This is a genomic window from Mycobacterium vicinigordonae (assembly GCF_013466425.1).
Lineage (GTDB): Bacteria > Actinomycetota > Actinomycetes > Mycobacteriales > Mycobacteriaceae > Mycobacterium > Mycobacterium vicinigordonae.
In genome coordinates, this window is sequence record NZ_CP059165.1 from 2,171,456 (window position 1) to 2,195,127 (window position 23,672).

A 23,672-nucleotide genomic window follows, 5' to 3' on the forward strand; every position below is an offset into this window, starting at 1 on the left:
CGTGTCGCGTCGCAGACTTCACGCTCGGCGCTGAAGGAGGCCCGCTGAATGCCCGAACTGCCCGAAGTCGAGGTGGTACGGCGCGGATTGCACGAGCACATCGTGGGCAAGACCATCACCGCGGTACGCGTCCACCACCCCCGTGCGGTGCGCCGCCACGAAGCCGGTCCGGCCGATCTGACCGCGCGGCTACTCGAAGCCCGAATCACCGGAACCGATCGGCGCGGCAAGTACCTGTGGCTGCTGTTGGACAAGCCGGCTGATCTCGACGTGGCCCTGGTTGTGCACCTCGGCATGAGCGGGCAGATGTTGCTGGGGACGGTGCCGCGTGCTGAGCATGTCCGGATCTCGGCGCTGCTCGACGACGGGACGGTGCTCAGCTTCGCCGACCAGCGGACCTTCGGCGGGTGGCTGCTGGCGGACCTGGTGACGGTGGACGGCAGCGTGCTGCCGGAGCCGGTGGCGCACCTAGCCCGCGATCCGCTGGACCCACGATTCGCCGTCGATTCAGTGGTTAAAGTGTTGCGGCGCAAGCATTCCGAGATTAAGCGCCAGCTGCTCGACCAGCAGGTGGTGTCGGGCATCGGCAACATCTATGCGGACGAGGCGCTGTGGCGGGCCAAGGTCAACGGCGCCCGGGTGGCCGACACGCTGACCCGCCGTCAGCTCACCACGGTGCTGGACGCCGCCGCCGATGTTATGCGGGAGGCGCTGGCCAAGGGCGGGACGTCGTTCGATTCGCTGTACGTCAACGTCAATGGCCAGTCCGGTTACTTCGACCGGTCGCTGGACGCGTACGGTCGCGAGGGCGAACCCTGTCGTCGCTGCGGAGCGGTGATGCGCCGCGAGAAATTCATGAACCGGTCGTCGTTCTACTGTCCGCGCTGCCAGCCGCGGCCGCGCCGGTAGCACACGACGGTGGAAAGGGAGGCATGACCGAACTCTGGGTCGAGCGAACCGGCACTCGGCGCTACACCGGACACAGCTCACGAGGAGCGCACGTCTTGATCGGCAGCGAGGACGTCGAAGGGGTGTTCACCCCGGGCGAGCTGCTCAAGATCGCGCTGGCGGCGTGCAGCGGGATGTCCAGTGACCAGCCGCTAGCCCGTCGGCTCGGCGACGACTACCGGGCGACGGTCCGGGTATCCGGGGTCGCCGACCGCGAGCAGGAGCGCTATCCGCTGCTCGAAGAGACGCTGGAACTGGACCTTTCGGGTTTGAGTGCGCAGGAAAAGCAACGCGTGCTGACGGTCGTGGAGAGGGCCGTCGACGCGGTGTGCACCGTCGGACGGACGTTGAAATCGGGGACCACGGTCGACTTCGAGGTTGCTGATGTCCGCCCCTGATGACGTTCGTCTGACCGCTTGGGTGCACGGTCATGTCCAGGGTGTGGGTTTTCGCTGGTGGACGCGGTGCCGGGCACTGGAACAGGGCCTGACCGGGTATGCGGCCAACCAGGCCGACGGGCGCGTGCTGGTGGTTGCCAACGGACCGCGTGACGGCGCAGAACGGCTGCTGGAACTGCTGCGTGGTGGCAGCACGCCGGGCCGGGTGGACAAGGTCGTCGCCGACTGGTCACAGCCGACCGAGCGGTTCACCGGATTCGTCGAGCGCTAGCCACGCGTCTGGCTTGCCGGCCGGCGCGCAGGTGGCGGTAATCTGGCCCCTCGTGTACCTCAAGAGTCTGACGCTGAAGGGCTTCAAGTCCTTCGCCGCGCCCACGACTCTGCGCTTCGAACCGGGCATTACCGCCGTCGTCGGGCCCAATGGGTCGGGCAAATCCAACGTGGTCGACGCCCTGGCCTGGGTGATGGGGGAGCAGGGCGCCAAGACGCTGCGCGGCGGCAAGATGGAAGACGTCATCTTCGCTGGTACGTCGTCACGCGCGCCGCTGGGCCGGGCAGAGGTCACCGTCACCATCGACAACTCCGACAATGCGCTGCCGATCGACTACTCCGAGGTATCGATCACCCGCCGGATGTTCCGCGACGGCGCCAGCGAGTACGAAATCAACGGCAGCAGTTGCCGTTTGATGGATGTGCAGGAGCTGTTGAGCGACTCCGGCATCGGCCGCGAGATGCACGTGATCGTCGGGCAGGGCAAGCTCGACGAGATCCTGCAGTCGCGTCCCGAAGACCGTCGCGCGTTCATCGAGGAAGCCGCGGGCGTCCTCAAGCACCGCAAACGCAAAGAGAAGGCACTGCGCAAGCTCGACGCGATGGCGGCAAACCTGGCCCGGCTGACCGACCTGACCACCGAGTTACGCCGCCAGCTCAAACCGTTGGGCCGCCAGGCCGAGGTGGCGCGTCGCGCCCAGACCATCCAGGCCGACCTGCGCGACGCCCGGCTGCGGCTAGCCGCCGACGACTTGGTCAGCCGTCGCACCGAGCGGCAGACGATTTTCGACGCCGAGGCGAGCATGCGCCGCGACCACGACGAGGCCGCCGCCCGGCTGTCGGTGGCGGCCGAGGAGCTGGCCGTGCACGAACAAGCGCTGGCCGAGCTCTCGCAGCGCGGCGAGGCGATCCAGCAAACCTGGTTTCGGCTATCTGCGCTGGCCGAGCGGGTCGGCGCAACGGTGCGCATCGCCACCGAACGCGCCCAGCACCTTGACGTCGAACCGCTGCGCGCCAGCGACACCGACCCCGACGCCCTAGAGGCCGAGGCCGACGAGATCGCCTCGTTCGAGCGCCAGTTACTTGAGGAACTCGCCGAAGCGGGCACCAAGTTGGACGCCGCGCGTGCCGAGTTGGCCGAATGGGAACGCCGCTCCGTCGAGGCCGAGAAGGCCCACCTGGCGGCAGTGCGCGCCGAAGCCGACCGGCGCGAGGGCTTGGCGCGGCTGGCCGGGCAGGTGGAAACCATGCGCGCACGCGTCGAATCGACCGACGACAGCGTCGCGCGGCTCACCGAACGCATTGAAGAGGCCGCCGCCAGGGCCCAGCAGACCCGAGCGGAATTCGAGAGCGTACAGAGCCGCGTCGGCGAACTCGACCAGGGTGAGGTCGGCCTCGACGAGCACCACGAACGGACGATGACGGCGTTGCGGCAGGCCGATGCCCGCCTGAACGAGCTGCAGGCCGCAGAACGCGGCGCCGAACGGCAGGTGGCGTCGCTACGGGCTCGCATCGACGCGCTATCGATGAGCCTGGAGCGCAAAGACGGCACTGCCTGGCTCGCCCAAAACCACAGTGGCCCAGGACTTTTAGGATCGATCGCGCAGCTGGTTAAGGTGCGCTCGGGCTATGAGGCGGCGCTGGCCACGGTCCTCGGCCCGGCCGCGGACGCCCTGGCCGCCGACAGTTTAGGTGCGGCTCAGAACGCGGTCGCCGCGCTCAAACAGGCCGACGGCGGCCGCGCCGCGCTGGTGCTCAGCGACTGGCCCGCGCCCGCCGACGCGCCGCATCCGGTTGCCCTGCCCGCCGGGGCGGTGTGGGCGCTGGACCTGATCGATGCTCCGCCCCGGCTGCGCGGCGCGATGGTCGCGATGCTGTCGGGTGTCGCGGTGGTCGACGACCTGGGCGCGGCACTGGACCTGGTGGCCAACTGGCCGCAACTGCGTGCGGTCACCCTCGACGGCGACCTGGTGGGCGCCGGTCGGCTCAGCGGGGGATCGGACCGCAAGCTGTCCACGCTGGAGGTCGCCTCTGAGATCGACAAGGCCCGCGCCGAGCTGGTCGCCGCGGAGGAACACCTCGCCCAGCTCAGTGCCGCGCTGTCCGGTGCGCTGACCGAGCAGGCCGCGCGCCAGAATGCGGCCGAGCATGCGCTGGCTGCGCTCAACGAGTCTGACACCGCGATCTCGGCGATGTACGAGCAGCTCGGCCGACTGGGGCAGGATGCCCGCGCGGCCGAAGGCGAATGGAACAAGTTGCTGCGCCAGCGCGAGGAGCTGGAGGCAGGGCGTGCCCGCACCGTGCAGGAAGTCGTCGAACTCGAGACCCGACTACGCAATGCTCAGCAGACCGAGCTGATCAGCGAGGCCGAGGTCAATCCCGCCGAGGCACGGCAGGCGATCGCCGCCGCGGCAGACAATGCGCGCACCTTCGAGGTTGAGGCCCGGCTGGCGGTGCGCACTGCCGAGGAGCGCGCCAACGCGGTGCGCGGACGCGCCGATTCGCTGCGCCGTGCGGCCGCGGCCGAACGCGAGGCGCGGGTGCGGGCCGAGCAGGCGCGGGCCGCCCGGGTGCGTGCCGCCGGGGTGGCCGCTGCCGTCGCCGACTCCGGGCGGTTGCTGGCGGCACGGCTCAACGGCGTGGTGGATGCGGCGGCGCGCCGGCGCGATCAGCTGGCCGCCGAGCGTCAGCAGCGGTCCGCCGCCTTGGCCGCGGTGCGCGAGGAGGCGAACACCTTGAATGCGCGGGTGGCCGCGCTCACCGATTCGTTGCACCGCGACGAGGTGGCCAACGCTCAGGCGGCGATGCGTATCGAGCAGCTCGAACAGATGGTGCTCGAGCAGTTCGGGATGGCGCCAGCCGACTTGATCTCCGAGTACGGTCCCGACGTCCCGCTGCCGCCCACCGACTTGGAGCTGGCCGAGTTCGAACAGGCCCGCGAGCGGGGTGAACAGGTGATCGCACCCGCGCCGATGCCATTCGACCGCAGTACCCAGGAACGTCGGGCCAAACGGGCCGAGCGGGAACTCGCCGAGCTCGGCCGAGTCAATCCGCTGGCCTTGGAGGAGTTTGCAGCGTTAGAGGAACGCTACAACTTTCTGTCCACTCAGCTCGAGGACGTCAAGGCCGCTCGCAAGGATCTGCTGGATGTCGTCGCTGAGGTCGACGCCCGCATCCTGCAGGTGTTCAGCGATGCGTTCTTCGACGTAGAGCGTGAATTCCAGACGGTGTTCACCGCATTGTTCCCGGGCGGCGAGGGCCGGTTGCGGTTAACCCAGCCCGACGACATGCTCACCACCGGCATCGAGGTGGAGGCGCGCCCGCCCGGCAAGAAGATCACTCGGCTGTCTTTGCTGTCCGGTGGGGAAAAGGCGCTGACCGCGGTGGCGATGCTGGTCGCGATCTTCCGTGCGCGCCCGTCGCCGTTCTACATCATGGACGAGGTGGAAGCCGCCCTGGACGACACCAACCTGCGCCGGTTGATCGGGCTGTTCGAGATGCTTCGGGACCGTTCGCAGCTGATCATCATCACCCATCAGAAGCCCACCATGGAGGTTGCCGACGCGCTGTACGGCGTGACCATGCAGGGGGACGGCATTACCGCGGTGATTTCACAGCGCATCCGGGGCCAGCAGGTGGATCGGCTGGGCGCGGCTGCGGGGTGAGTCACTTCGACCACCCGCGGGTACCGGTGGCGTTGAGTGTGAACCCGATTTGCCGGAGGTGCGAGCGCATGCCCCGGTCTCAGCCCGCCCCCTAACTCGCCGTCAACCCGCCGAGTGCCGGATACCCCCCGGCTGAAAGGATTGTCCGCGTGTCCGAAGGTCTCTGGATCGCTATCGCGGTCGTCGCCGCCCTGCTGATCATCGCGGCGCTGGTCGTCGGCCTGGTCCGGTACCGCAGGCGCCAAATCAGCCTCGCCAAACCGCAACCCGACGCCATCGACCGGTCCGGCGGATACACCGCGTCCTCCGGTATCACGTTTAGCCAGACACCGACGCTGGACACCAGTGGGCTGCCCGCGGTCGGCGACGACGCGACCATCCCGCGCGACGCGCCCAAACGCCCGATATCCGAGGTCCATCTGCCAGCCCCCGAGCCGGACCTCGAGGTGCCGAAGCCCACCGCGCCGCCCGAGGTCCCGGACACCCCCGAGGGTCTGGAAATCCTCGACGTGCTCGAACCCGAGGCACCCGAGAAGCCCGCGCCCGAGGTGCCCGAGTCCGAGCCGCGGGTCGAGGAGATCGCGCCGACCGAAGGGCGGCTGGAACGTCTGCGCGGCCGCTTGTCCCGGTCGCAGAACGCACTCGGGCGCAGCGTGCTCGGCCTGATCGGCGGCGGCGACCTGGACGAGGACTCCTGGCAGGACGTCGAAGACACCCTGCTGGTCGCCGACCTGGGCCCGGTGGTCACCGAGTCGGTGGTCACTGAGCTACGCGCCCGGTTGGCCAGCGGCAATGTCCGCACCGAGGCCGACGCGCGCGCCGTGCTGCGCGACGTGCTGATCAAAGAGCTGCATCCGGATATGGACCGGTCCATCCGTGCCCTGCCGCACGCCGACCACCCGTCGGTGCTGCTGGTCGTCGGTGTCAACGGCACCGGGAAGACCACCACGGTCGGCAAGCTGGCCCGTGTACTGGTGGCGGATGGCCGGCGCGTCGTGCTCGGGGCCGCTGACACGTTCCGGGCCGCGGCAGCCGACCAGCTGCAAACCTGGGCGTCGCGGGTCGGCGCGGAGGTGGTGCGTGGCGCCGAAGGCGCTGACCCGGCGTCGGTGGCGTTCGACGCCGTCGACAAGGGCATCGCCGCGGGCGCCGACGTCGTCCTCGTCGACACCGCCGGACGGCTGCACACCAAGGTGGGCCTGATGGACGAGCTGGGCAAGGTCAAACGCGTGGTCACCCGCCGTGCCGCCGTGGACGAGGTGCTGCTGGTGCTGGACGCCACGATCGGCCAGAACGGGCTGGCGCAAGCCAAGGTGTTCGCTGAGGTCGTCGACATCACCGGTGCGGTACTGACCAAGCTGGATGGAACCGCCAAGGGCGGCATTGTGTTCCGGGTTCAGCAGGAGCTGGGGGTGCCGGTGAAGCTGGTCGGCCTCGGGGAGGGGCCCGACGACCTGGCGCCCTTCGAACCGTCCGCGTTTGTCGACGCCCTGCTCGGCTAGCGGCGATCGCAAGCGCGGCGTATGCCGGGTGCGGCGGGTCGCCGCCATGTGGCTAGCGGCGATCGCAAGCGCGGCGTATGCCGGGTGCGGCGGGTCGCCGCCATGTGGCTAGCGGCGATCGCAAGCGCGGCGTATGCCGGGTGCGGCGGGTCGCCGCCATGTGGTGAGCACTTCTTACACACCAGTTTCTACGTTAATTTTCACGAAACATCGCTGCCCCATTCGCGCAACAACTTATGCGCATGGTTCTGGATCAGGTCACCAGTCATCCATCTGGGGCCCTCCCGACGCTGACTGGAGGTGATAGCGAGTGAGTTTCCCGATGATGGGCCAGCCCAATACGGGCGATACCGCCTGGATGCTGGCAAGTTCCGCGCTCGTTTTGTTAATGACGCCGGGACTGGCGTTCTTCTACGGCGGCATGGTGCGCGCCAAGAGCGTGCTCAACATGATCATGATGAGCATCAGCTCCATGGGCGTGGTCACGGTGCTGTGGGTGCTCTACGGCTATTCCATGGCATTCGGCAACGACGTGGGCGGCGTCGTCGGCGACCCGACCAGCTACTGGGGTCTAAAGGGCCTTATCGGCGGGAACAGTGTTGCCGCCGACGCCACCGCGCAGCCGCCGGTCGACGCGGTCAACATCCCCCTGGCGGGCACCCTGCCGGCCACCGTCTTCGTGGCGTTCCAGCTGATGTTCGCGATCATCACGGTCGCCCTGATCTCGGGCGCCGTTGCCGACCGGCTCAAGTTCAGCGCCTGGCTGGTGTTCTCCGGCCTGTGGGCGACGCTGGTGTACTTCCCGGTCGCGCACTGGGTGTTCTCGTTCGACAAGTTCGCCTCGGAGAAGGGCGGCTGGATCGCCAACAAGCTGCATGCGATCGACTTCGCGGGCGGTACTGCGGTGCACATCAACGCAGGTATGGCAGGCCTGGTGCTGGCGATCGTGCTGGGCAAACGGAAGGGCTGGCCCGCCACCCTGTTCCGCCCGCACAACCTGCCGTTCGTGATGCTCGGCGCCGGCCTACTGTGGTTCGGCTGGTACGGGTTCAACGCCGGCTCGGCCACCAGCTCCAACGGGGCCGCCGGGTCAACGTTCATCACGACCACGGTCGCCACCGCCGCGGCAATGCTGGGCTGGCTGCTCACCGAGCGCATCCGCGACGGGCACGCCACAACGCTGGGCGCGGCCTCCGGCATCGTTGCCGGACTGGTCGCGATCACGCCGTCCTGTTCGTCAGTCAACGTGGTCGGCGCCCTGGTGGTCGGCGTGGTGGCCGGCGTGCTGTGCGCGCTGGCGGTCGGGCTGAAGTTCAAGCTCGGCTTCGACGACTCGCTCGACGTGGTCGGCGTGCACTTGGTCGGCGGTCTGGCCGGCACCCTGCTCGTCGGTCTGCTGGCTGCACCGGAAAGCGTCGCGATCAACGGCGTCGCCGGGGTCTCCAAAGGGCTGTTCTACGGAGGTGGCTTCGCGCAGCTGGAACGGCAGGCGATCGGCGCGTTCAGCGTGTTGGTCTACTCCGGCATCGTCACGCTGGTCCTGGCCCTTATCCTGAAATACACCATGGGGTTGCGTTTGGGAGCGGAGCAGGAGTCCGCCGGTATCGACGAGTCTGAGCACGCCGAGAGTGGCTACGACTTCGCTGTCGCCAGCGGCTCGGTTCTGCCTCGCGCCAGCCTGCCGGACACCCCGAACGGCCTGGACGCGCGTTTGGCCGAGAAAGTGGAGGCGGAGTAGATATGAAGCTGATCACCGCGATTGTCAAGCCGTTCACCCTCGACGACGTCAAGACCAGCCTGGAGGACGCCGGAGTCCTGGGCATGACGGTCAGCGAGATCCAGGGTTACGGGCGGCAGAAGGGCCACACCGAGGTCTACCGGGGTGCGGAGTACTCGGTCGACTTCGTCCCCAAGGTGCGGATCGAGGTCGTTGTCGACGACTCCATCGTCGACAAGGTCGTGGACAACATCGTCCGGGCCGCGCGGACCGGCAAAATCGGCGACGGCAAGGTCTGGGTCAGCCCGGTGGACACCATCGTGCGAGTGCGTACCGGTGAACGCGGTCCCGACGCGTTGTGACTCAGACACGCCTTGTGACACTGAACCCACTGTGACGCCGCACCCAAGACGGGCCGGGCGGGTGTGACACCCGACCCGCCAGGCCCGTCGGAAACCTCGGAATCGGATGTAACGCAAGCAGGAAGCGCCGTCGCGGCAGTCGATCTGGCTACCGCGCGGCGCGAACTGCTGTCCGGCGATCTCAGCGACATGGCACCGGCCGAGCTGCGCAAGGCGGTGCTGGACCTCTACGAAACCTGGCTGACCGCCAAAGCTGCCGAGATCGGCATCACCGGCGACAGCGGCTTTGCGCTCGTGGGTGTCGGTGGGCTTGGCCGGCGCGAACTGCTGCCATATTCGGACCTGGATCTGGTGTTGCTGCACGACGGCAAACCCGCCGACGTGCTGGGCCCGGTCGCCGACAGGTTGTGGTACCCGCTGTGGGACGCCAATGTTCGGCTCGACCACAGCGTGCGGACCGTCAGCGAGGCGCTGACCACCGCCAACGCCGACATGACGGCCGCCCTGGGCATGCTCGAGGCGCGGCACATCGCCGGCGAAGAGCGGCTGTCGGCCGAACTCATCGACGGTGTGCGACGGCAATGGCGCAGTGGAATCCGTTCTCGCATGGACGAACTCGTGGAGATGACGCACGCCCGCTGGCTACGCCTGGGCCGCATCGCGCATCGCGCCGAGCCGGATCTGAAGGCAGGTCGCGGCGGGCTTCGCGACGTCCAGACGATCAACGCGCTGGCGTTGGCTCAGCTCATCGACCGGCACAGCATGTCGCGGCCGGACAATCCAGCCGGGTCCCTGGACGATGCCTACCTGACCCTGCTCGACGTGCGCACCGAGCTGCATGTGGTCTCGCGCCGTGGCCGCGACCAGGTGCTGGCGCAGTTCGCCGATGAAATCAGCGCCGCGTTGGGCGTCGGCGACCGGTTCGACCTGGCCCGCATGCTGTCGAGCGCCGGTCGCACCATCAGCTACCACGCCGTGACCGGCCTGCGCACCGCTGCCAACGCCCTGCCCAAGCGTGGTTTGGCGGCGCTGGTGCGCCGTCCCAAGCGACGCCCGCTGGACGAGGGCGTCGTCGAATACGCCGGTGAGATTGTGCTGGCTCGGGAAGCCCAACCCGAACGCGATCCCGGCCTGGTACTGCGGGTGGCGGCAGCGTCGGCCGACACCGGCGTACCGATCGGTGCGGCAACGTTGAGCCGGCTGGCCGACAGCGCGCCCCCGTTGCCGACGCCGTGGCCGCGCGAGGCGCTGGACGACCTGCTGGTGGTGTTGCTGGCCGGACCCACCGCCCTGCAGACCATCGAAGCGCTGGACCGTACTGGTTTGTGGGGCCAGCTGCTCCCGGAGTGGGATTCGATCCGTGACCTGCCGCCGCGCGACGTCTCGCACAAATGGACGGTGGATCGCCACGTGGTCGAGTGCGCGGTTCATGCCGCGCCGCTGACCACCAACGTGGCCCGTCCGGACCTGCTGGCTCTTGGCGCGCTGCTGCACGACATTGGCAAGGGGCGGGGAGTGGACCACTGTGTGCTGGGCGCCGATTTGGTGGTCCCGATCGGTGAGCGCCTGGGGCTGCCCGCCGCCGACATCAACACCCTGTCCCAGATGGTTCGACACCACCTGCTGCTGCCCATCACCGCCACCCGCAGCGACCTGAACGACCCCAAGACCATCGAGTCCGTCGCCGAGGCACTGGGCGGGGATCCGCAATTGCTTGAGCTGATGCACGCCTTGACCGAGGCCGACTCAAAAGCCACCGGACCCGGGGTGTGGAGCGACTGGAAGGCCTCCCTGGTCGCGGATCTGGTGCGCCGCTGCCGGCTGGAGATGGCCGGTGAACCGCTGCCACAAGCCGAACCGACTGCGCCGCACTACCTTTCGCTGGCGGCCCGGCAAGGCGTGCATGTCGAGATCAATCCGGGTGACGGCGAGCGTCGGCACGCGGTGATGGTGGCGCCGGACGAGCGTGGCCTGGTGTCCAGAGCTGCCGCAGTGCTGGCGCTGAATTCGCTGCGGGTGCATTCGGCGTCGGTCAATGTGCACGAAGGCGTCGCGATCACCGAGTTCGTGGTGTCGCCGCTGTTCGGCTCGCCGCCGGCGGCCGACATGTTGCGTCAGGCGTTCGTGGGCGCCCTGCGCGGCGACGTCGACGTGCTGTCGGCAGTGGCGAAGCGCGACGTCGAAGCCACCAGCTCGGCGACCGCGCGGGCTGGTGAGGTGCAGGTCGGGGTGCCCGTCACCCGCTCGACGGCGCCGCCGCGCATCCTGTGGCTGGACACCGACACTCCGGGCCAGCTGATCCTGGAAGTGCGCGCCATGGACCGCGTGGGTTTGCTCGCGCTGCTGGCCGGGGCGCTGGAGCGCGCCCGTACCGACATTGTGTGGGCGAAGGTGAATACGTTCGGCTCGACGGCGGCTGACGTGTTCTGCGTGACGGTACCGCCGGACATCAACGCCCGCGCCGCAGTGGAGAAGAATTTGCTGGAGGTGTTGGGCACCCCGGCGGTGGTGATGGTCGACGAACCGGTCGGGGATTAAGCCCGAAACCCTCGGTGCCCGCCGCCCAGCGTGAAACCCACGACGTGACACGCCGCTGAGGCGTAGCCGGTTCCACAGTCGGCGGGACGGGGTGGTGCAGGTCCTCACCGGGAGGTTGGTGCCAGGGGGTCTTATCCGGAGGGTCTTAGCTGGGGTTTATCAGCCCTGCTCGGAATTGAGCCGGCGCACGGCGTCGATGCGTTCCTTCAGCTGATCCCGCGTCGCCGCCGCGATCGGCGGGCCACCGCAGCGGCGACGCAGCTCGTTGTGGATCCAGCCGTGCGGCTTGCCGGTGCGGTGATGCGCGATAGAAACCAGCGCGTTGAGCTCGCGGCGCAGCTCCCGCAGCTGGCCGTGCGTGGTGATCGGCTGCACCACCGCGCCCTGGGCGGAGGCGGCCCGCTTTTGCAGCTGCTCGTCCTGGCGGCGGTGTAGCAGCGCACGCATCTGCTCCGCGTCGAGCAGCCCCGGAATGCCCAGGTAGTCGGCTTCTTCCTCGCTGCCGGCGGGGGTGGCAGTGCCGAAGGAGGAGCCGTCGAAGATCACCTGATCCAGTTCCGCGTCGGCCCCCAGCGAGACGAAGCCTTTGTCGGGGTCACCCGGCTCGTTCTGCTCCTTGACCGCCGGTTCGTCGAGCAGCGGATCCTCGAGCGATTCGCGGTGCGGTTTGCCCAGCACGTGGTCGCGCTGCGCCTCTAGCTCACTGGCCAACTGCAGCAGGTTGGGTACCGACGGCAGGAAGATGCTGGCCGTCTCACCCGCCCGGCGGGAACGCACGAACCGCCCGATGGCCTGTGCGAAGAACAACGGCGTCGAGGCACTGGTGGCGTAGATGCCAACCGAGAGCCGGGGTACGTCCACGCCTTCGGAGACCATTCGCACCGCAACCAACCAGCGGCTGGTGCCGGCGGAGAACTCGCTGATGCGGGCCGACGATTTGGGGTCGTCGGAGAGCACCACGGTCGGGTCCTCGCCGGTGAGTTTCTTCAGCAACGTGGCGTAGGCGCGGGCCGCGGTCTGGTCGGAGGCGATGATCATGCCGCCCGCGTCCGGCACGTGCTCCCGCAGCTGGCGCAGCCGGCGATCGGCCGCGGTGATGACCGCCGGCATCCATTCGCCGGCCGGGTCCAGCGCGGTGCGCCACGCCCGAGCCGTCTGCTCGGCCGACAATGGCTCACCCAGCCGGGCCTCGTGCTCTTCGCCGGCGCTGTCGCGCCAGCGCGCCTGACCGGAATAGGCCATGAACACCACCGGGCGCACCACGCCGTCGGCGAGCGCCTCGGCATAGCCGTAGGTGTGGTCGGCCCGCGACCGCAGCACACCCTCGGCGTCCGGCTCGTAGTCGACGTAGGGGATGGGGCAGTCGTCGCTGCGGAACGGCGTACCGGTCAGCGCTAGCCGGCGGGTGGCGTCGCTGAACGCCTCCTGGATCGCGTCACCCCAGGTCTTGGCATCGCCGCCATGGTGGATTTCGTCGAAGACGACCAATGTCTTGCGCTGTTCGGTGCGTACCCGGTGCAACGTTGGGTGCGCGGCGACCTGTGCGTAGGTGACAACCACCCCGTGAAACTCAGGCGAGGTCTGCGGGTTGGAGTTGGAGAACTTCGGATCCAGCGACAGGCCCTGCCGGGCGGCGGCCTGGGCCCACTGGATCTTCAGATGCTCAGTGGGGACGACGACGGTGAGTTGCTCGACGGCCCGATGCGCGATCAGCTCGCCGGCGATCCGCAGCGCGAAGGCCGTTTTGCCGGACCCGGGAGTGGCGACCGCCAGGAAGTCGCGCGGCTCGGTCCCCAGGTACTTGACCAGCGCGCGGCGCTGCCATCCGCGCAGCGCCGCAGAAGTGTCGGCGGGAAAGTGTCCGACCGGCTGCAACGACAACAATCCCCCCGTAGCTGGTTGTGCCGACACACCGAGTCGGTGCTGGTCGCGGCTGTAAAACATAGCATGGCAACGCTTTTCGAAGCGTCAGCGACGTGAGCCTACCTTGGCGCGTCGCGTGTTTCGAGCCAGCGATGAATGCGCGCGGCGACATCCGGCCAGCCGGGTTCGAGCATCATGTTGTGCCCCATGTCGAAGAACTCCGGTTCGGTCCGGTAGGCCCGCGCCGTGGCGCGTACGGCGCGCCTGCTGACGAAACCGTCGTGCAGGGCACCCAGGACCAGCGTGGGGGTCGTCACCTGACGAGTCCTGACCCGGCGGAACATCGGATCGAGCATCGCCGCCCGGATGCTTTCGGGCCCCGCCTGGTTCCAGCAGGATTCGACGATTTCCTCGGGCGTGGACGCGCAGAAGAGGTATTCGCGGGCCAGCGCCGCAGAGCCGAGAAAGCGGACCAAGGTGGGGTCGTTGAACGACTTGATCGTCATCTGAGGACGGCGCCGCCACACCCGCATTGCTGCTCCGAGAACGCCCTGCGGTGGCAGTGACCCCACCAGCACCGCGGCCGGCGCGGCTCGATCCTCGAGGTAGCGCTGGACTGTGTAGCCGCCCAGGGAGTGGCCGATCAGCACCGGCGCCCCGCCCAGCTGGTCGGCGACCGAACCGACGTCGGCGATGTAGTCGGCGATGCCGACCTTTTCTAGCGGCCTATCCGTCGGGCTGGCGCCGTGTCCGCGCAGGCTCATTGCTACTGCGCGGAAGCCGGCGTCAGCGAAATAGTTCAGGAAGTTCTCCCAGCACCAGGCGCCGTGCCAGCCGCCGTGGACGAACAGCAGCGGCGTGGGGTGGCTGTCGGTGGCGGATCCGCGATCGATCAGCTCAAGCACGAGCCTGACAGTAGCGCGCGCGTTGCAGCTTCTCGGCTATTTCTTGGTCGCGATCACGAAGTAGCCCCGCGGCACGCCCGCGACGTCCATCGGTACCGCCGGCGCGAACCAGCGGCCGTAGCGATTGCCGGGCTCCGCGATGTCGGTCACCATCGCCGCCCAGCCCCGTCGCTGCGCCAGCTGTTCGGGCTCGTCGGTGCCGAACAACCAGGGGGCGCCGTTGGCGGCCATCGATCTCACAAGTTCCGCCATGGCCGGTGATTCAAGCAAGATTTTGCCGACGACCTCGTACAGCAACACCGAACCCGGTGCTGACAGGGCGTCGACACGATCGAACAATGCGTGCACCGCGGTCTCGGGCAGGTACTGCAGCAGGCCCTCCATTAACCAGACGGTCGGTAACCCCGGATCCAGGCCGGCCGATTGGATTGCGGCCGGCCAGTCGGCGGTCAGGTCGACACCGACGCTAACCCGATTGCACCGGGGCTGCTCGGCGGCCAGCAGATCGGATTTCTCGGCCAGCACCTCCGGCCGGTCGAGTTCGTAGACGACCGTGCCGTCGGGCCAGGACAGGCGGTACGCGCGGGCGTCCATACCGGCCGCGAGGACGACGACCTGTCGTATTCGCTGCGCCGCATCGAGCAGCGCCCGATCCCAGAACGGGGTGCGTACCACGATTTGGGTGGTGGAGTGCTCGCCGGCCGACTCCAGTGCCGCGGCCAGTAGTTCCCGGCCGCGGTCACCGGCCAGTCGTGCGGCGAAGGGGTCTGAGAAGAGCCGGTCTGGGCGTTCGGATTCGCGTGCCCGGATGGCCGCGACCAACAGTCCGGTGTCCGCTACTGCGCGGTGTTGTATGTCCATGATCGACATCATCGGCCTCAGTAGCCGGTAACGGCTTGGATATTTTCGCCCGGCTCACCCGAGCGTGATGTGGCCGATCATCGGCGATCGCCGCCGCGTGTACTGGGTAGGTGTGATCGCGGCGAACTCTTGGAACTCCCGCACAAAGTGAGCCTGGTCGAAATAGCCGAGGTCGGCCGCGATCGCCGCCCCGCGCGTCGGTGTGTTCAACGCCCGCAACGCCGCTTGCAACCGCCGCACCCGCAGGTAGGCCTTGGGTGACATCCCGACTTCGGCGCGGAACAGCGCGTTAAAGCGTTTTGGCGACAGACCCATCGACTGGCAGGCGCCCGACACCCGCATCGAGGGGTGGACCTCGGCGTCGCGCAGTACCGCGGCAAGCTCGGGGGTGCGCCGTTCGCGCAGGCGGCCTAGCAGGAACTTCTCCAGCAGTGCTACCCGTGCAGATGCGGAACCGGCCAGCACCAATCGCTCGTGCAGGCGGTCCGCGGCGGAACCCCACAGCTCGGACAGGCCGACGCAGCGATCTTCGAAGTCGCTGGCCGCGTAGTCGGCGAAGGCGAGCGCGCCGGCCGGCCTGAAGTGAATCGTCATGGTGCTCTGGGCGGGGCCGATCCGGGTGACGTACGAGCGCACCCCGGCACCGATAAGAAACGCCGCGGGGGCCGGCAGCGGGGTGCGTCCATCCGCCGCGAACAGACCCGTGTTCGCCTGGCCGCCGAGGTCGATGATCACCGTCGCCGCACCGCGCGGCAGGGCCCGGCTGTCGTGCGTTGCGGTGTGATGCTGCCAGATACCGAAATATTCGACGTGGTCGGCGAGTGGCGGCCTTGGCCGATACAGCCGCGGACCGGTCGGGTGCATGCCCGCGATGGTAGAGAGGCGCCCGGTTGAGGCGCCCGGCTAGGCTGGCCTACGTGTTTGAATCGCTGTCCGACCGGTTGACCGGTGCCCTGGCGGGGTTGCGCGGCAAGGGGCGTCTGACCGATGCCGATATCGAGGCCACCACCCGCGAAATCCGGCTCGCGCTACTGGAAGCCGACGTCTCGTTGCCCGTGGTGCGAGCGTTTGTCGCGCGCATCAAGGAACGTGCTCGTGGTCACGAGGTGTCCGGCGCGCTGAACCCGGCGCAGCAGGTCGTCAAGATCGTCAACGAGGAGCTGATCGGCATCCTCGGCGGCGAGACCCGCGAACTCGCCTACGCCAAGAATCCGCCGACGGTGATCATGCTCGCCGGCCTGCAGGGTTCCGGCAAGACGACGCTGGCGGGCAAGCTGGCCTACCGGCTCAAGAACCAGGGGCACACGCCGCTGCTGGTGGCCTGTGACCTGCAGCGGCCCGCCGCGGTCAACCAGTTACAGGTCGTCGGGCAGCGCGCCGGAGTCCCGGTGTTCGCGCCGCACCCAGGCGCCTCACCTGAGTCCGGCCCGGGCGACCCGGTCGCCGTCGCGGCCGCCGGTATCGCCGAGGCTAAGGCAAAGCATTTTGACTTCGTCATCGTCGACACCGCGGGCCGCCTCGGCATCGACGAGGAGCTGATGGCTCAGGCCGCGGCCATTCGCGATGCGGTCAACCCCGACGAGGTGCTGTTCGTCCTGGACGCGATGATCGGGCAGGACGCTGTCGCCACCGCGCGGGCGTTCGGCGACGGCGTCGGCTTCACCGGCGTGGTGCTGACCAAGCTGGACGGCGACGCCCGTGGTGGCGCTGCGCTGTCGGTCCGCGAAGTCACCGGTGTGCCAATCCTTTTCGCCTCCACCGGAGAGAAGTTCGACGACTTCGACGTCTTCCACCCCGACCGGATGGCCAGCCGCATCCTGGGCATGGGCGACGTGCTGAGCCTCATCGAGCAGGCCGAGCAGGTCTTCGACGCCCAACAGGCCGAGGCGGCCGCCGCCAAGATCGGCGCCGGTGAACTCACCCTGGAGGACTTCCTCGAGCAGATGCTCGCGGTGCGCAAAATGGGCCCGATCGGCAACCTGCTGGGCATGCTGCCCGGCGGCGCGCAGATGAAGGACGCGCTGGCCGAAGTGGACGACAAGTCGTTGGACCGGATTCAGGCCATCATCCGTGGCATGACCCCCGAAGAACGGGCCGACCCGAAGATCATCAACGCCTCGCGGCGGCTGCGCATAGCCAACGGCTCCGGGGTCACCGTCTCCGAGGTCAACCAGTTGGTGGATCGTTTCTTCGAGGCCCGCAAGATGATGTCGTCCATGCTCGGCGGTATGGGCATCCCAGGGATGGGTCGCAAGTCCGCGACCCGAAAATCCAAGAATGCCAAGGGAAAGAAGGGTAAGAAGGGCGCCCGCGGCCCGACCCCGCCGAAGGTGCGCAGTCCATTCGGCACCGGGATGCCGGGCATGCCGGCCGGTTTCCCCGACCTCTCGCAGATGCCCGACGGCCTCAACGAGTTGCCCCCCGGCCTGGCCGACTTCGATCTGTCAAAGCTCAAGTTCCCCGGGCAGAAGTAGCCGAGCCGTGCGTTTGCACGTGCGCGGTGTAAGCCTGCCCGGCGAGGTTGCCACCGAGCTGTGGATCGTTGACGGCTGCATCAGCACCGAGCCGGTGGCCGGCGCCGACACCGTGTTCGACGCGGGCTGGATCCTGCCCGGGCTGGTCGACGCGCACTGCCACGTCGGGCTCGGTGAGCACGGCGGCGTGGAACTCGGGGAAGCGATCGCCCAAGCCGAGACCGAACGTGAGGTGGGCGCGCTACTGCTGCGCGACTGCGGATCACCGATCGACACCCGCAGCCTCGACCACCACGCAGACCTGCCTCGCATCATCCGAGCCGGACGGCATCTGGCTAAGCCCAAACGCTACATCCCCGGCCTAGCCGCAGACCTTGAAGACGAGTCGCAGCTTCCGGATGCGGTGGCCGAGCAGGCCCGCCGCGGCGACGGTTGGGTCAAACTCGTCGGCGACTGGATCGACCGGGGGATAGGCGATCTCGCGCCGCTGTGGTCCGACGAGGTCCTCAAAGCCGCGATCGACGCCGCGCACGCCAACGGCGCCCGGGTCACCGCCCACGTCTTCGGCGAGGACGCGCTGTCCGGCCTGATCAATGCGGGCATCGACTGCATCGAGCACGGCACCGGGCTGACCGACGAGACCATCACGTTGATGGTCGAGCACGGCACCGTGCTGGTGCCCACCCTGATCAACGTAGAGAACTTCCCCGGCATCGCCAACGCGGCCACGCGCTACCCGGTTTATGCGTCCCACATGCGCGACCTTTACGAGCGCGCCTATCCGCGGGTGGCAGCGGCGCACGAGGCCGGGGTGCCGGTTTACGCCGGGACCGATGCCGGCGGCATGATCGCGCACGGACGTATCGCCGACGAGGTCGAGGCGCTCAAGAAGATCGGCATGAGTGCTGACGACGCCCTGGGCGCCGCATGCTGGGATGCCAGGCGCTGGCTCGGGCGGCCGGCTCTGGAAGACGGGGCACCGGCGGACCTGGTGTGCTACGCGGACGACCCCCGGCACGGTCCCGCGGTGCTGAACCGCCCGGACCTGGTGATCCTGCGCGGCGGCGTGTTCCGGCCCGGTCGCTGACAGCCGAAAGATTGCGAGCGATCGCTATCTATGTTAGTTTCGCGGTCAGCCCACGATCTTGGAGGACCTGTGACTTACGACGTGATCATCCGCAACGGACTGTGGTTCGACGGCACCGGCGCCAAGCCGCAGGCCCGGACGCTGGGCATTCGCGACGGGGTGGTAGCCACCGTCTCGGTTGCGCCGCTCGACGAAACCGGGTGCCCCGAGGTGATCGACGCGACCGGCAAGTGGATTGCACCCGGCTTCATCGACGTGCACACCCACTACGACGCCGAGATACTGCTCGACCCGGGATTGCGTGAGTCGGTTCGCCACGGCGTCACCACGCTGCTGCTGGGTAACTGCTCGCTGTCAACGGTCTACGCCGACTCCGAGGACGCCGCCGATCTGTTCAGCCGCGTGGAGGCGGTGCCACGCAACTTCGTCCTTGGCGCATTGGAAGACAACCGCAACTGGGCGACGCCGCGGGAGTACATCGAGACGATCGATGCGTTGCCGCTCGGCCCGAATGTCAGTTCAATGCTTGGTCATTCGGACCTGCGCACCGCGGTGCTGGGCCTCGAACGTGCCACCGACGCCACGGTGCGCCCCAGCGACGCGGAACTGGACAAGATGGCGCGACTGCTCGACGACGCGCTGGAAGCCGGAATGCTGGGTATGTCCGGCATGGACGCCCCGATCGACAAGCTCGACGGGGAACGCTTCCGCTCGCGTGCGTTGCCGTCCACCTTCGCGACGTGGCGGGAGCGCCGCCGGCTGATCAAGGTGCTGCGCAAGCGCGGGCGGATCCTGCAGAGCGCTCCCAACGTCAACAGCCCGGTGTCCCCGCTGATGTTCTTCCTCACCAGTAGCCGAATCCTGAACCGCCGCAAAGGTGTTCGGATGAGCATGCTGGTATCCGCCGACGCCAAGTCGATGCCGTTAGCGGTGCACGTATTCGGGCGTGGCACCCGCCTGCTGAACAAGGTGCTCGGATCCAGCGTGCGGTTCCAGCACTTGCCGGTTCCGTTCGAGTTGTATTCCGACGGAATCGATCTGCCGGTTTTCGAGGAGTTCGGCGCCGGCACGGCGGCCCTGCATCTCCGTGACCAACTGCAGCGCAACGAGCTGCTGGCCGACGAGGCATATCGACGCCGCTTCCGCCGTCAATTCGACCGCCGCAAGCTCGGCCCGTCGTTGTGGCACCGGGACTTCCATGATGCGGTGATTGTGGAGTGCCCGGATAAATCGTTGGTGGGCAAGAGCTTTGGCACCATCGCCGACGAACGTGGACTTCACCCGCTGGACGCGTTTCTGGACATCCTGGTCGAGAATGGCGAGCGCAACGTGCGCTGGACCACCACCGTCGCCAACCATCGGCCCAAGCAGCTCAACAAGTTGGCCGCCGACCCGAGCGTGCACATGGGCTTCTCCGACGCCGGGGCGCACCTGCGCAACATGGCCTTCTACAACTTTCCGTTGCGGCTGCTCAAGCGAACAATGGATGCGGAGAAGGACGGTGCTCCGTTCTTGACGGTGGAGCGTGCGATATACCGGTTGACCGCCGAAGTGGCCGAGTGGTTTGGCATTGACGCCGGCACGCTGCGTGAGGGCGACCGGGCCGACTTCGTGGTCATCGACCCCGCGCACCTCGACGACTCGGTGGACAGCTACAACGAGAGCGCGGTGCCGTTCTACGGTGGGCTGCGCCGCATGGTCAACCGTAACGACGCCACCGTGGTCGCCACCGGGGTGGGCGGTGCCGTGGTCTACCGCGGCGGAGAGTTCCGCGAGGGGTACGGCTCGACCGTGCAGTCGGGTCGGTATCTGCGCGCCGGCGAGCGGCGCGCCGTACGCGTGCCCGCCTGACATGGCCAGAACCCAGCGCCAACGGCGCGAGGAGACCGTCGGCCGGCTCCTGCAGGCCTGCATCGACACCATTGTCGAGGTCGGATACGCGCGGGCGTCGGCGGCGGTGATCACCAAGCGCGCCGGAGTGTCGGTAGGTGCGCTGTTCCGCCACTTCGAGACTATGGGCGACTTCATGGCCGCCACCGCGTCGGAGGTGTTGCGCCGTCAGATTGAGACGTTCACCAAGCAGGTCGCCGAGATACCGGCCGATCGGCCCGCGCTGGAGGCGGCGCTGACGATTCTGCGGGATATCACCGGCGGCCCGGCGAACGCCGTCCTCTACGAGCTGCTGATCGCCGCCCGCACTGACGAGAAGCTCAAAGTCACTCTGCAACACGAACTTTGGCAATACCGATCGAAGATGCACGAGGCCGCGCGGCAGATGCCGGGTGCGGATGCCCTCCCGGACGACACCTTCCCGGTTGTCGTGGCGCTGCTGACCAACGTCTTCGACGGCGCTGCTGTGGTGGAAGGTGTGCTCCCGCAACCCGAAATCGCCGAGCGCCGCATTCCGGTGCTGGCGGGGTGGCTCACCGCGGCGTTGCCGAGCTGACAGTCGCTACAGCGAGCCTATGCCCGGCTGCGAACCCTGCGCGAAACCCCAATCGAACAGGCTGCCTGCCTGATCCCAGTACGTCGGGCCGCCTGCCTTGACCAGGCCGTACATCATCGAGATCACCAGCCGCCGGCCACCTCGGGCGGCCGCCCCCACGAACGTCTTGCGGGCGGCGTCGGTGAAGCCGGTCTTACCACCGATCGCACCCGGATACCGCGCCAGCAGCTCGTCCTGGTTGAGGATCGGCTGATCCCCGTGGTCGCCGGGGAACATCGCCGACGGCTCGGCGGTGATGTGGGCGAACATCGGGTTGGCCATCGCCGCGCGGAAAATGACCGCGAGGTCGTGTGCGGTCGAGGCACCCGAGCCTCCGGGCCCGTCCAGGCCGGACGGCGTCGACGCGTGAGTGTTGGTCGCGCCCAGTGCTGCCGCCTTGGCATTCATCTTGCCCACCGCGGCGTCCTGGCCGCCCAGCAGATGCGCCAGGGTGTTGGCAGCGTCGTTGCCCGACACCAACAGCAGGCCGTCCAGCAGTTGGCGCGCGGTGTAGCTGCGGCCCGCCTTGACCCCGACGCAGTTGCACTCGACGTCGGTGTCGCTGGCGTCGGCAACCACCGAGGAGTTCAGGTCCAGCTCGTCGAGCACCACCAGCGCCAGCAGCACCTTGATGGTGCTCGCGGGCGGGTGCGTGACGTTCTGGTCGCGGCCGGCAAGCACTTGCCCCGTGTCCATGTCGGCGACGATCCAGGTCTGTGCCGGGCCGTCCGGGATCGGCATCGACCCGGCCGCCTGCTGCACATCGGTGTCGGCTGACGCGATGGGCGCCGCGACCAGCGTGATCGTGAGCAGCGCGGCGGCCGCGGCGATGAGCTTTCGCATGGGCGCAGAGTTTAACGCCGCAGGGTACGGGTCGCCTATCCCATGACGCTGCCGCGGTGTTGAATCGAGGCATGTTGAGCCTGGAAGAGATTTCCGACCGCCTCGAGATCCAGCAGCTGCTCGTCGACTACTCGACCGCGATCGATCAGCGCCGGTTCGACGACTTGGACAACGTGTTCGTTGAGAGCGCCTACATCGATTACACAGCCTTAGGCGGCATCGCCGGCCAGTATCCCGAGGTCAAGAAATGGCTGTCGGAGGTGCTGCCGAACTTCCCGGTGTACGCGCACATGCTGGGCAACTTCTCGGTCCGTGTCGACGGCGACACCGCCTCTTCGCGGGTGATCTGCTTTAACCCGATGGTGCTGGGCGGACAGGGCAGCGAGGAGAAACAGATCCTGTTCTGCGGGCTCTGGTATGACGACGAGTTCGTCCGCACCCCGGCCGGCTGGCGGATGACGCGACGGGTGGAGACCAAGACGTTTCAGAAGGTTTTATAGCTCCCAGCCGCGGCCATAGGCGGTAGCGTTATTGGCCATGAAGCACCGCATTGTCGCAGCAGCGGCGGCGGCCGTGCTGATGGCGGGCGGGCTGATCGCCGCGGCATCGCCGGCCCACGCTGGCTGCGTCTACGGCGGTGCCGGCATCCTCGGAAAGTGCGACGGACCTATTCAGCCCGATGGCAGCTGGCAGCGTTGCGTGGCGTTCGCCAAATGGGTGCCCAACGGCGCCAGTTCCTACATGATGCCCGACCAGCACTGCGACGTGATGGGACCCGACCAGCGCCCGGCAGATCCGGCGTTCGCCGACCCGCCGATGCACATCGACGACTGAGGCCAACGATTGCGGCCGCGAATTTTTCTCGCGTGGCCATGATCTGGCACAATGGGCCGCTGTCCGCCGCGCGATCAAGATCGCTCGTCGGTCACACACGCGAGGCAAAACCGGACCCGGGCATCCCGCCCCGGTCGCTGAATTGCAGCGTGACATTCACAGGAGTTCGAATATGGCTGTCAAGATCAAGCTCACCCGGCTTGGCAAGATCCGCAATCCCCAGTACCGAATCGCCGTCGCCGACGCGCGCACCCGCCGCGACGGTCGTTCCATCGAGGTCATCGGCCGCTACCACCCTAAGGAAGACCCGAGCCTGATCGAGATCGACTCCGAGCGGGCGCAGTACTGGCTGTCCGTGGGAGCCCAGCCCACCGAGCCCGTCCTCAAGCTGCTCAAGATCACCGGCGACTGGCAGAAGTTCAAGGGCCTGCCCGGCGCCGAGGGTCGTCTGAAGGTCAAGCCGGCCAAGCCCAGCAAGCTCGAGCTGTTCAATGCCGCGCTGGCCGCCGCCGACGGCGGGCCCACCACCGAGGCCACCAAGCCGAAGAAGAAGGCGGCCCCGAAGAAGGCAGCCAAGAGCGACTCCGAGGACACCGCAGAAACTGCAGACGCCAAAGCCCCGGCGGCTGAGCCCGCCACCGAGGGCGGCGCCGAGTCGACCGAAAGCTGACGGACATGAGCACCGTAGTGGTCGACGCCGTCGAGCACCTGGTCCGCGGCATCGTCGACAATCCCGACGACGTGCGGGTGGACCTGGTGACCAGCCGTCGCGGACGCACCGTCGAGGTGCACGTGCACCCGGACGACCTGGGCAAGGTGATCGGTCGCGGGGGACGCACCGCGACCGCGCTGCGCACGCTGGTTGCCGGAATCGGTGGCCGCGGTATTCGCGTCGACGTGGTGGACACCGACCAATAGCG

At 68.0% G+C, this 23,672-nt stretch carries 21 protein-coding genes; 16 read left to right on the forward strand and 5 right to left on the reverse strand.

What is annotated here, in order from left to right:
• Positions 1-48 precede the first annotated feature (48 nt).
• The 8 genes from mutM (at position 49) to H0P51_RS09955 (ending at position 11,400) form a co-directional block, all read left to right on the forward strand.
• Positions 49-909, forward strand: coding sequence for a DNA-formamidopyrimidine glycosylase (gene mutM / locus H0P51_RS09920; protein WP_180917744.1), 861 nt, complete (start codon positions 49-51; stop codon positions 907-909).
• Between the two features lie 23 nt (positions 910-932).
• Entirely contained in the window at positions 933-1,346 is a 414-nt protein-coding gene (locus H0P51_RS09925; RefSeq protein WP_180917745.1) for an OsmC family protein, read from the forward strand.
• Complete coding sequence (locus H0P51_RS09930; RefSeq protein WP_180917746.1) at positions 1,333-1,617, forward strand: acylphosphatase; 285 nt, start codon at positions 1,333-1,335, stop codon at positions 1,615-1,617. Before H0P51_RS09925 ends, H0P51_RS09930 begins: the two co-directional genes overlap by 14 nt.
• 52 nt (positions 1,618-1,669) lie before the next feature.
• Positions 1,670-5,281 (forward strand): chromosome segregation protein SMC, encoded by a 3,612-nt coding sequence (gene smc / locus H0P51_RS09935; RefSeq protein ID WP_180917747.1) that lies wholly within the window; start codon positions 1,670-1,672, stop codon positions 5,279-5,281.
• Between the two features lie 149 nt (positions 5,282-5,430).
• Complete coding sequence (ftsY, locus tag H0P51_RS09940; RefSeq protein ID WP_180917748.1) at positions 5,431-6,783, forward strand: signal recognition particle-docking protein FtsY; 1,353 nt, start codon at positions 5,431-5,433, stop codon at positions 6,781-6,783.
• 322 nt (positions 6,784-7,105) lie between these two features.
• Positions 7,106-8,521, forward strand: a complete 1,416-nt coding sequence (locus H0P51_RS09945) for an ammonium transporter (protein ID WP_180918868.1) — start codon at positions 7,106-7,108, stop codon at positions 8,519-8,521.
• 2 nt (positions 8,522-8,523) lie between these two features.
• On the forward strand, positions 8,524-8,862 hold the full coding sequence (glnB, locus tag H0P51_RS09950) for a nitrogen regulatory protein P-II (RefSeq protein ID WP_180917749.1): 339 nt from the start codon (positions 8,524-8,526) through the stop codon (positions 8,860-8,862).
• 63 nt (positions 8,863-8,925) lie between these two features.
• On the forward strand, positions 8,926-11,400 hold the full coding sequence (locus H0P51_RS09955; RefSeq protein WP_180917750.1) for a [protein-PII] uridylyltransferase: 2,475 nt from the start codon (positions 8,926-8,928) through the stop codon (positions 11,398-11,400).
• Positions 11,401-11,559: 159 nt separating this feature from the next.
• Here the strand turns inward: H0P51_RS09955 and H0P51_RS09960 are convergent, their stop codons facing one another.
• Genes H0P51_RS09960 through H0P51_RS09975 form a run of 4 tightly spaced genes read right to left on the reverse strand, consistent with a single transcriptional unit; the run spans position 11,560 to position 15,893 of the window.
• On the reverse strand, positions 11,560-13,344 hold the full coding sequence (locus H0P51_RS09960) for a DEAD/DEAH box helicase (RefSeq protein WP_180917751.1): 1,785 nt from the start codon (positions 13,342-13,344) through the stop codon (positions 11,560-11,562).
• Positions 13,345-13,382: 38 nt separating this feature from the next.
• Positions 13,383-14,168 (reverse strand): alpha/beta hydrolase, encoded by a 786-nt coding sequence (locus H0P51_RS09965; RefSeq protein ID WP_180917752.1) that lies wholly within the window; start codon positions 14,166-14,168, stop codon positions 13,383-13,385.
• 36 nt (positions 14,169-14,204) lie between these two features.
• Positions 14,205-15,029, reverse strand: coding sequence for an SAM-dependent methyltransferase (locus H0P51_RS09970; protein ID WP_180917753.1), 825 nt, complete (start codon positions 15,027-15,029; stop codon positions 14,205-14,207).
• A gap of 54 nt (positions 15,030-15,083) precedes the next feature.
• On the reverse strand, positions 15,084-15,893 hold the full coding sequence (locus H0P51_RS09975; protein WP_180917754.1) for a helix-turn-helix domain-containing protein: 810 nt from the start codon (positions 15,891-15,893) through the stop codon (positions 15,084-15,086).
• Positions 15,894-15,946: 53 nt separating this feature from the next.
• Between H0P51_RS09975 and ffh the strand changes: the two genes are divergently transcribed.
• From ffh to H0P51_RS09995, 4 genes are read left to right on the forward strand one after another with little or no spacing between them, the layout of a single operon-like run.
• Complete coding sequence (gene ffh / locus H0P51_RS09980; RefSeq protein ID WP_180917755.1) at positions 15,947-17,503, forward strand: signal recognition particle protein; 1,557 nt, start codon at positions 15,947-15,949, stop codon at positions 17,501-17,503.
• Positions 17,469-18,590, forward strand: coding sequence for a metal-dependent hydrolase family protein (locus tag H0P51_RS09985; protein WP_246398777.1), 1,122 nt, complete (start codon positions 17,469-17,471; stop codon positions 18,588-18,590). The genes ffh and H0P51_RS09985 overlap by 35 nt, the downstream gene beginning before the upstream one ends.
• Positions 18,591-18,620: 30 nt before the next feature.
• Positions 18,621-20,441 carry an N-acyl-D-amino-acid deacylase family protein gene (locus H0P51_RS09990; protein WP_180917757.1) on the forward strand — a complete coding sequence of 607 codons (1,821 nt, stop codon included), beginning with the start codon at positions 18,621-18,623 and terminating at the stop codon, positions 20,439-20,441.
• A 1-nt stretch (position 20,442) separates the two neighbouring features.
• The gene (locus H0P51_RS09995; RefSeq protein ID WP_180917758.1) at positions 20,443-21,036 is read left to right on the forward strand and encodes a TetR/AcrR family transcriptional regulator; all 594 of its coding nucleotides are present in this window, start codon (positions 20,443-20,445) and stop codon (positions 21,034-21,036) included.
• A 6-nt stretch (positions 21,037-21,042) separates the two neighbouring features.
• On the opposite strand, the gene H0P51_RS10000 is transcribed toward H0P51_RS09995, so the two are convergent.
• Positions 21,043-21,918 carry a D-alanyl-D-alanine carboxypeptidase family protein gene (locus H0P51_RS10000; RefSeq protein ID WP_180917759.1) on the reverse strand — a complete coding sequence of 292 codons (876 nt, stop codon included), beginning with the start codon at positions 21,916-21,918 and terminating at the stop codon, positions 21,043-21,045.
• A 71-nt stretch (positions 21,919-21,989) separates the two neighbouring features.
• Here H0P51_RS10000 and H0P51_RS10005 point away from each other — a divergent pair, with 71 nt between their 5' ends.
• From H0P51_RS10005 to H0P51_RS10020, 4 genes are all read left to right on the forward strand, one after another.
• Positions 21,990-22,418 (forward strand): nuclear transport factor 2 family protein, encoded by a 429-nt coding sequence (locus H0P51_RS10005; RefSeq protein ID WP_180917760.1) that lies wholly within the window; start codon positions 21,990-21,992, stop codon positions 22,416-22,418.
• Between the two features lie 37 nt (positions 22,419-22,455).
• On the forward strand, positions 22,456-22,752 hold the full coding sequence (locus tag H0P51_RS10010; protein WP_180917761.1) for a CDGP domain-containing protein: 297 nt from the start codon (positions 22,456-22,458) through the stop codon (positions 22,750-22,752).
• A 172-nt stretch (positions 22,753-22,924) separates the two neighbouring features.
• Entirely contained in the window at positions 22,925-23,422 is a 498-nt protein-coding gene (rpsP, locus tag H0P51_RS10015; RefSeq protein WP_180917762.1) for a 30S ribosomal protein S16, read from the forward strand.
• A 5-nt stretch (positions 23,423-23,427) separates the two neighbouring features.
• Positions 23,428-23,670: an RNA-binding protein gene (locus H0P51_RS10020; RefSeq protein WP_036354608.1), complete on the forward strand. Its 243-nt coding sequence runs from the start codon at positions 23,428-23,430 to the stop codon at positions 23,668-23,670.
• The last annotated feature ends 2 nt before the right edge of the window (positions 23,671-23,672 follow it).

What these genes read in the sequence shown, in the direction of transcription:
- H0P51_RS09990 (WP_180917757.1), top strand. Translation starts at nt 18,621, where the DNA reads ATGTTAGTTTCGCGGTCAGCCCACGATCTTGGAGGACCTGTGACTTAC.
- H0P51_RS09930 (WP_180917746.1), top strand. Translation starts at nt 1,333, where the DNA reads ATGTCCGCCCCTGATGACGTTCGTCTGACCGCTTGGGTGCACGGTCAT.
- rpsP (WP_180917762.1), top strand. Translation starts at nt 22,925, where the DNA reads ATGGCTGTCAAGATCAAGCTCACCCGGCTTGGCAAGATCCGCAATCCC.
- H0P51_RS10005 (WP_180917760.1), top strand. Translation starts at nt 21,990, where the DNA reads ATGTTGAGCCTGGAAGAGATTTCCGACCGCCTCGAGATCCAGCAGCTG.
- mutM (WP_180917744.1), top strand. Translation starts at nt 49, where the DNA reads ATGCCCGAACTGCCCGAAGTCGAGGTGGTACGGCGCGGATTGCACGAG.
- H0P51_RS10000 (WP_180917759.1), bottom strand. Translation starts at nt 21,918, where the DNA reads ATGCGAAAGCTCATCGCCGCGGCCGCCGCGCTGCTCACGATCACGCTG.
- glnB (WP_180917749.1), top strand. Translation starts at nt 8,524, where the DNA reads ATGAAGCTGATCACCGCGATTGTCAAGCCGTTCACCCTCGACGACGTC.
- H0P51_RS09945 (WP_180918868.1), top strand. Translation starts at nt 7,106, where the DNA reads ATGATGGGCCAGCCCAATACGGGCGATACCGCCTGGATGCTGGCAAGT.
- H0P51_RS09925 (WP_180917745.1), top strand. Translation starts at nt 933, where the DNA reads ATGACCGAACTCTGGGTCGAGCGAACCGGCACTCGGCGCTACACCGGA.
- H0P51_RS09960 (WP_180917751.1), bottom strand. Translation starts at nt 13,344, where the DNA reads ATGTTTTACAGCCGCGACCAGCACCGACTCGGTGTGTCGGCACAACCA.
- H0P51_RS09970 (WP_180917753.1), bottom strand. Translation starts at nt 15,029, where the DNA reads ATGGACATACAACACCGCGCAGTAGCGGACACCGGACTGTTGGTCGCG.
- H0P51_RS10020 (WP_036354608.1), top strand. Translation starts at nt 23,428, where the DNA reads ATGAGCACCGTAGTGGTCGACGCCGTCGAGCACCTGGTCCGCGGCATC.
- H0P51_RS09995 (WP_180917758.1), top strand. Translation starts at nt 20,443, where the DNA reads ATGGCCAGAACCCAGCGCCAACGGCGCGAGGAGACCGTCGGCCGGCTC.
- H0P51_RS09975 (WP_180917754.1), bottom strand. Translation starts at nt 15,893, where the DNA reads ATGCACCCGACCGGTCCGCGGCTGTATCGGCCAAGGCCGCCACTCGCC.
- H0P51_RS10010 (WP_180917761.1), top strand. Translation starts at nt 22,456, where the DNA reads ATGAAGCACCGCATTGTCGCAGCAGCGGCGGCGGCCGTGCTGATGGCG.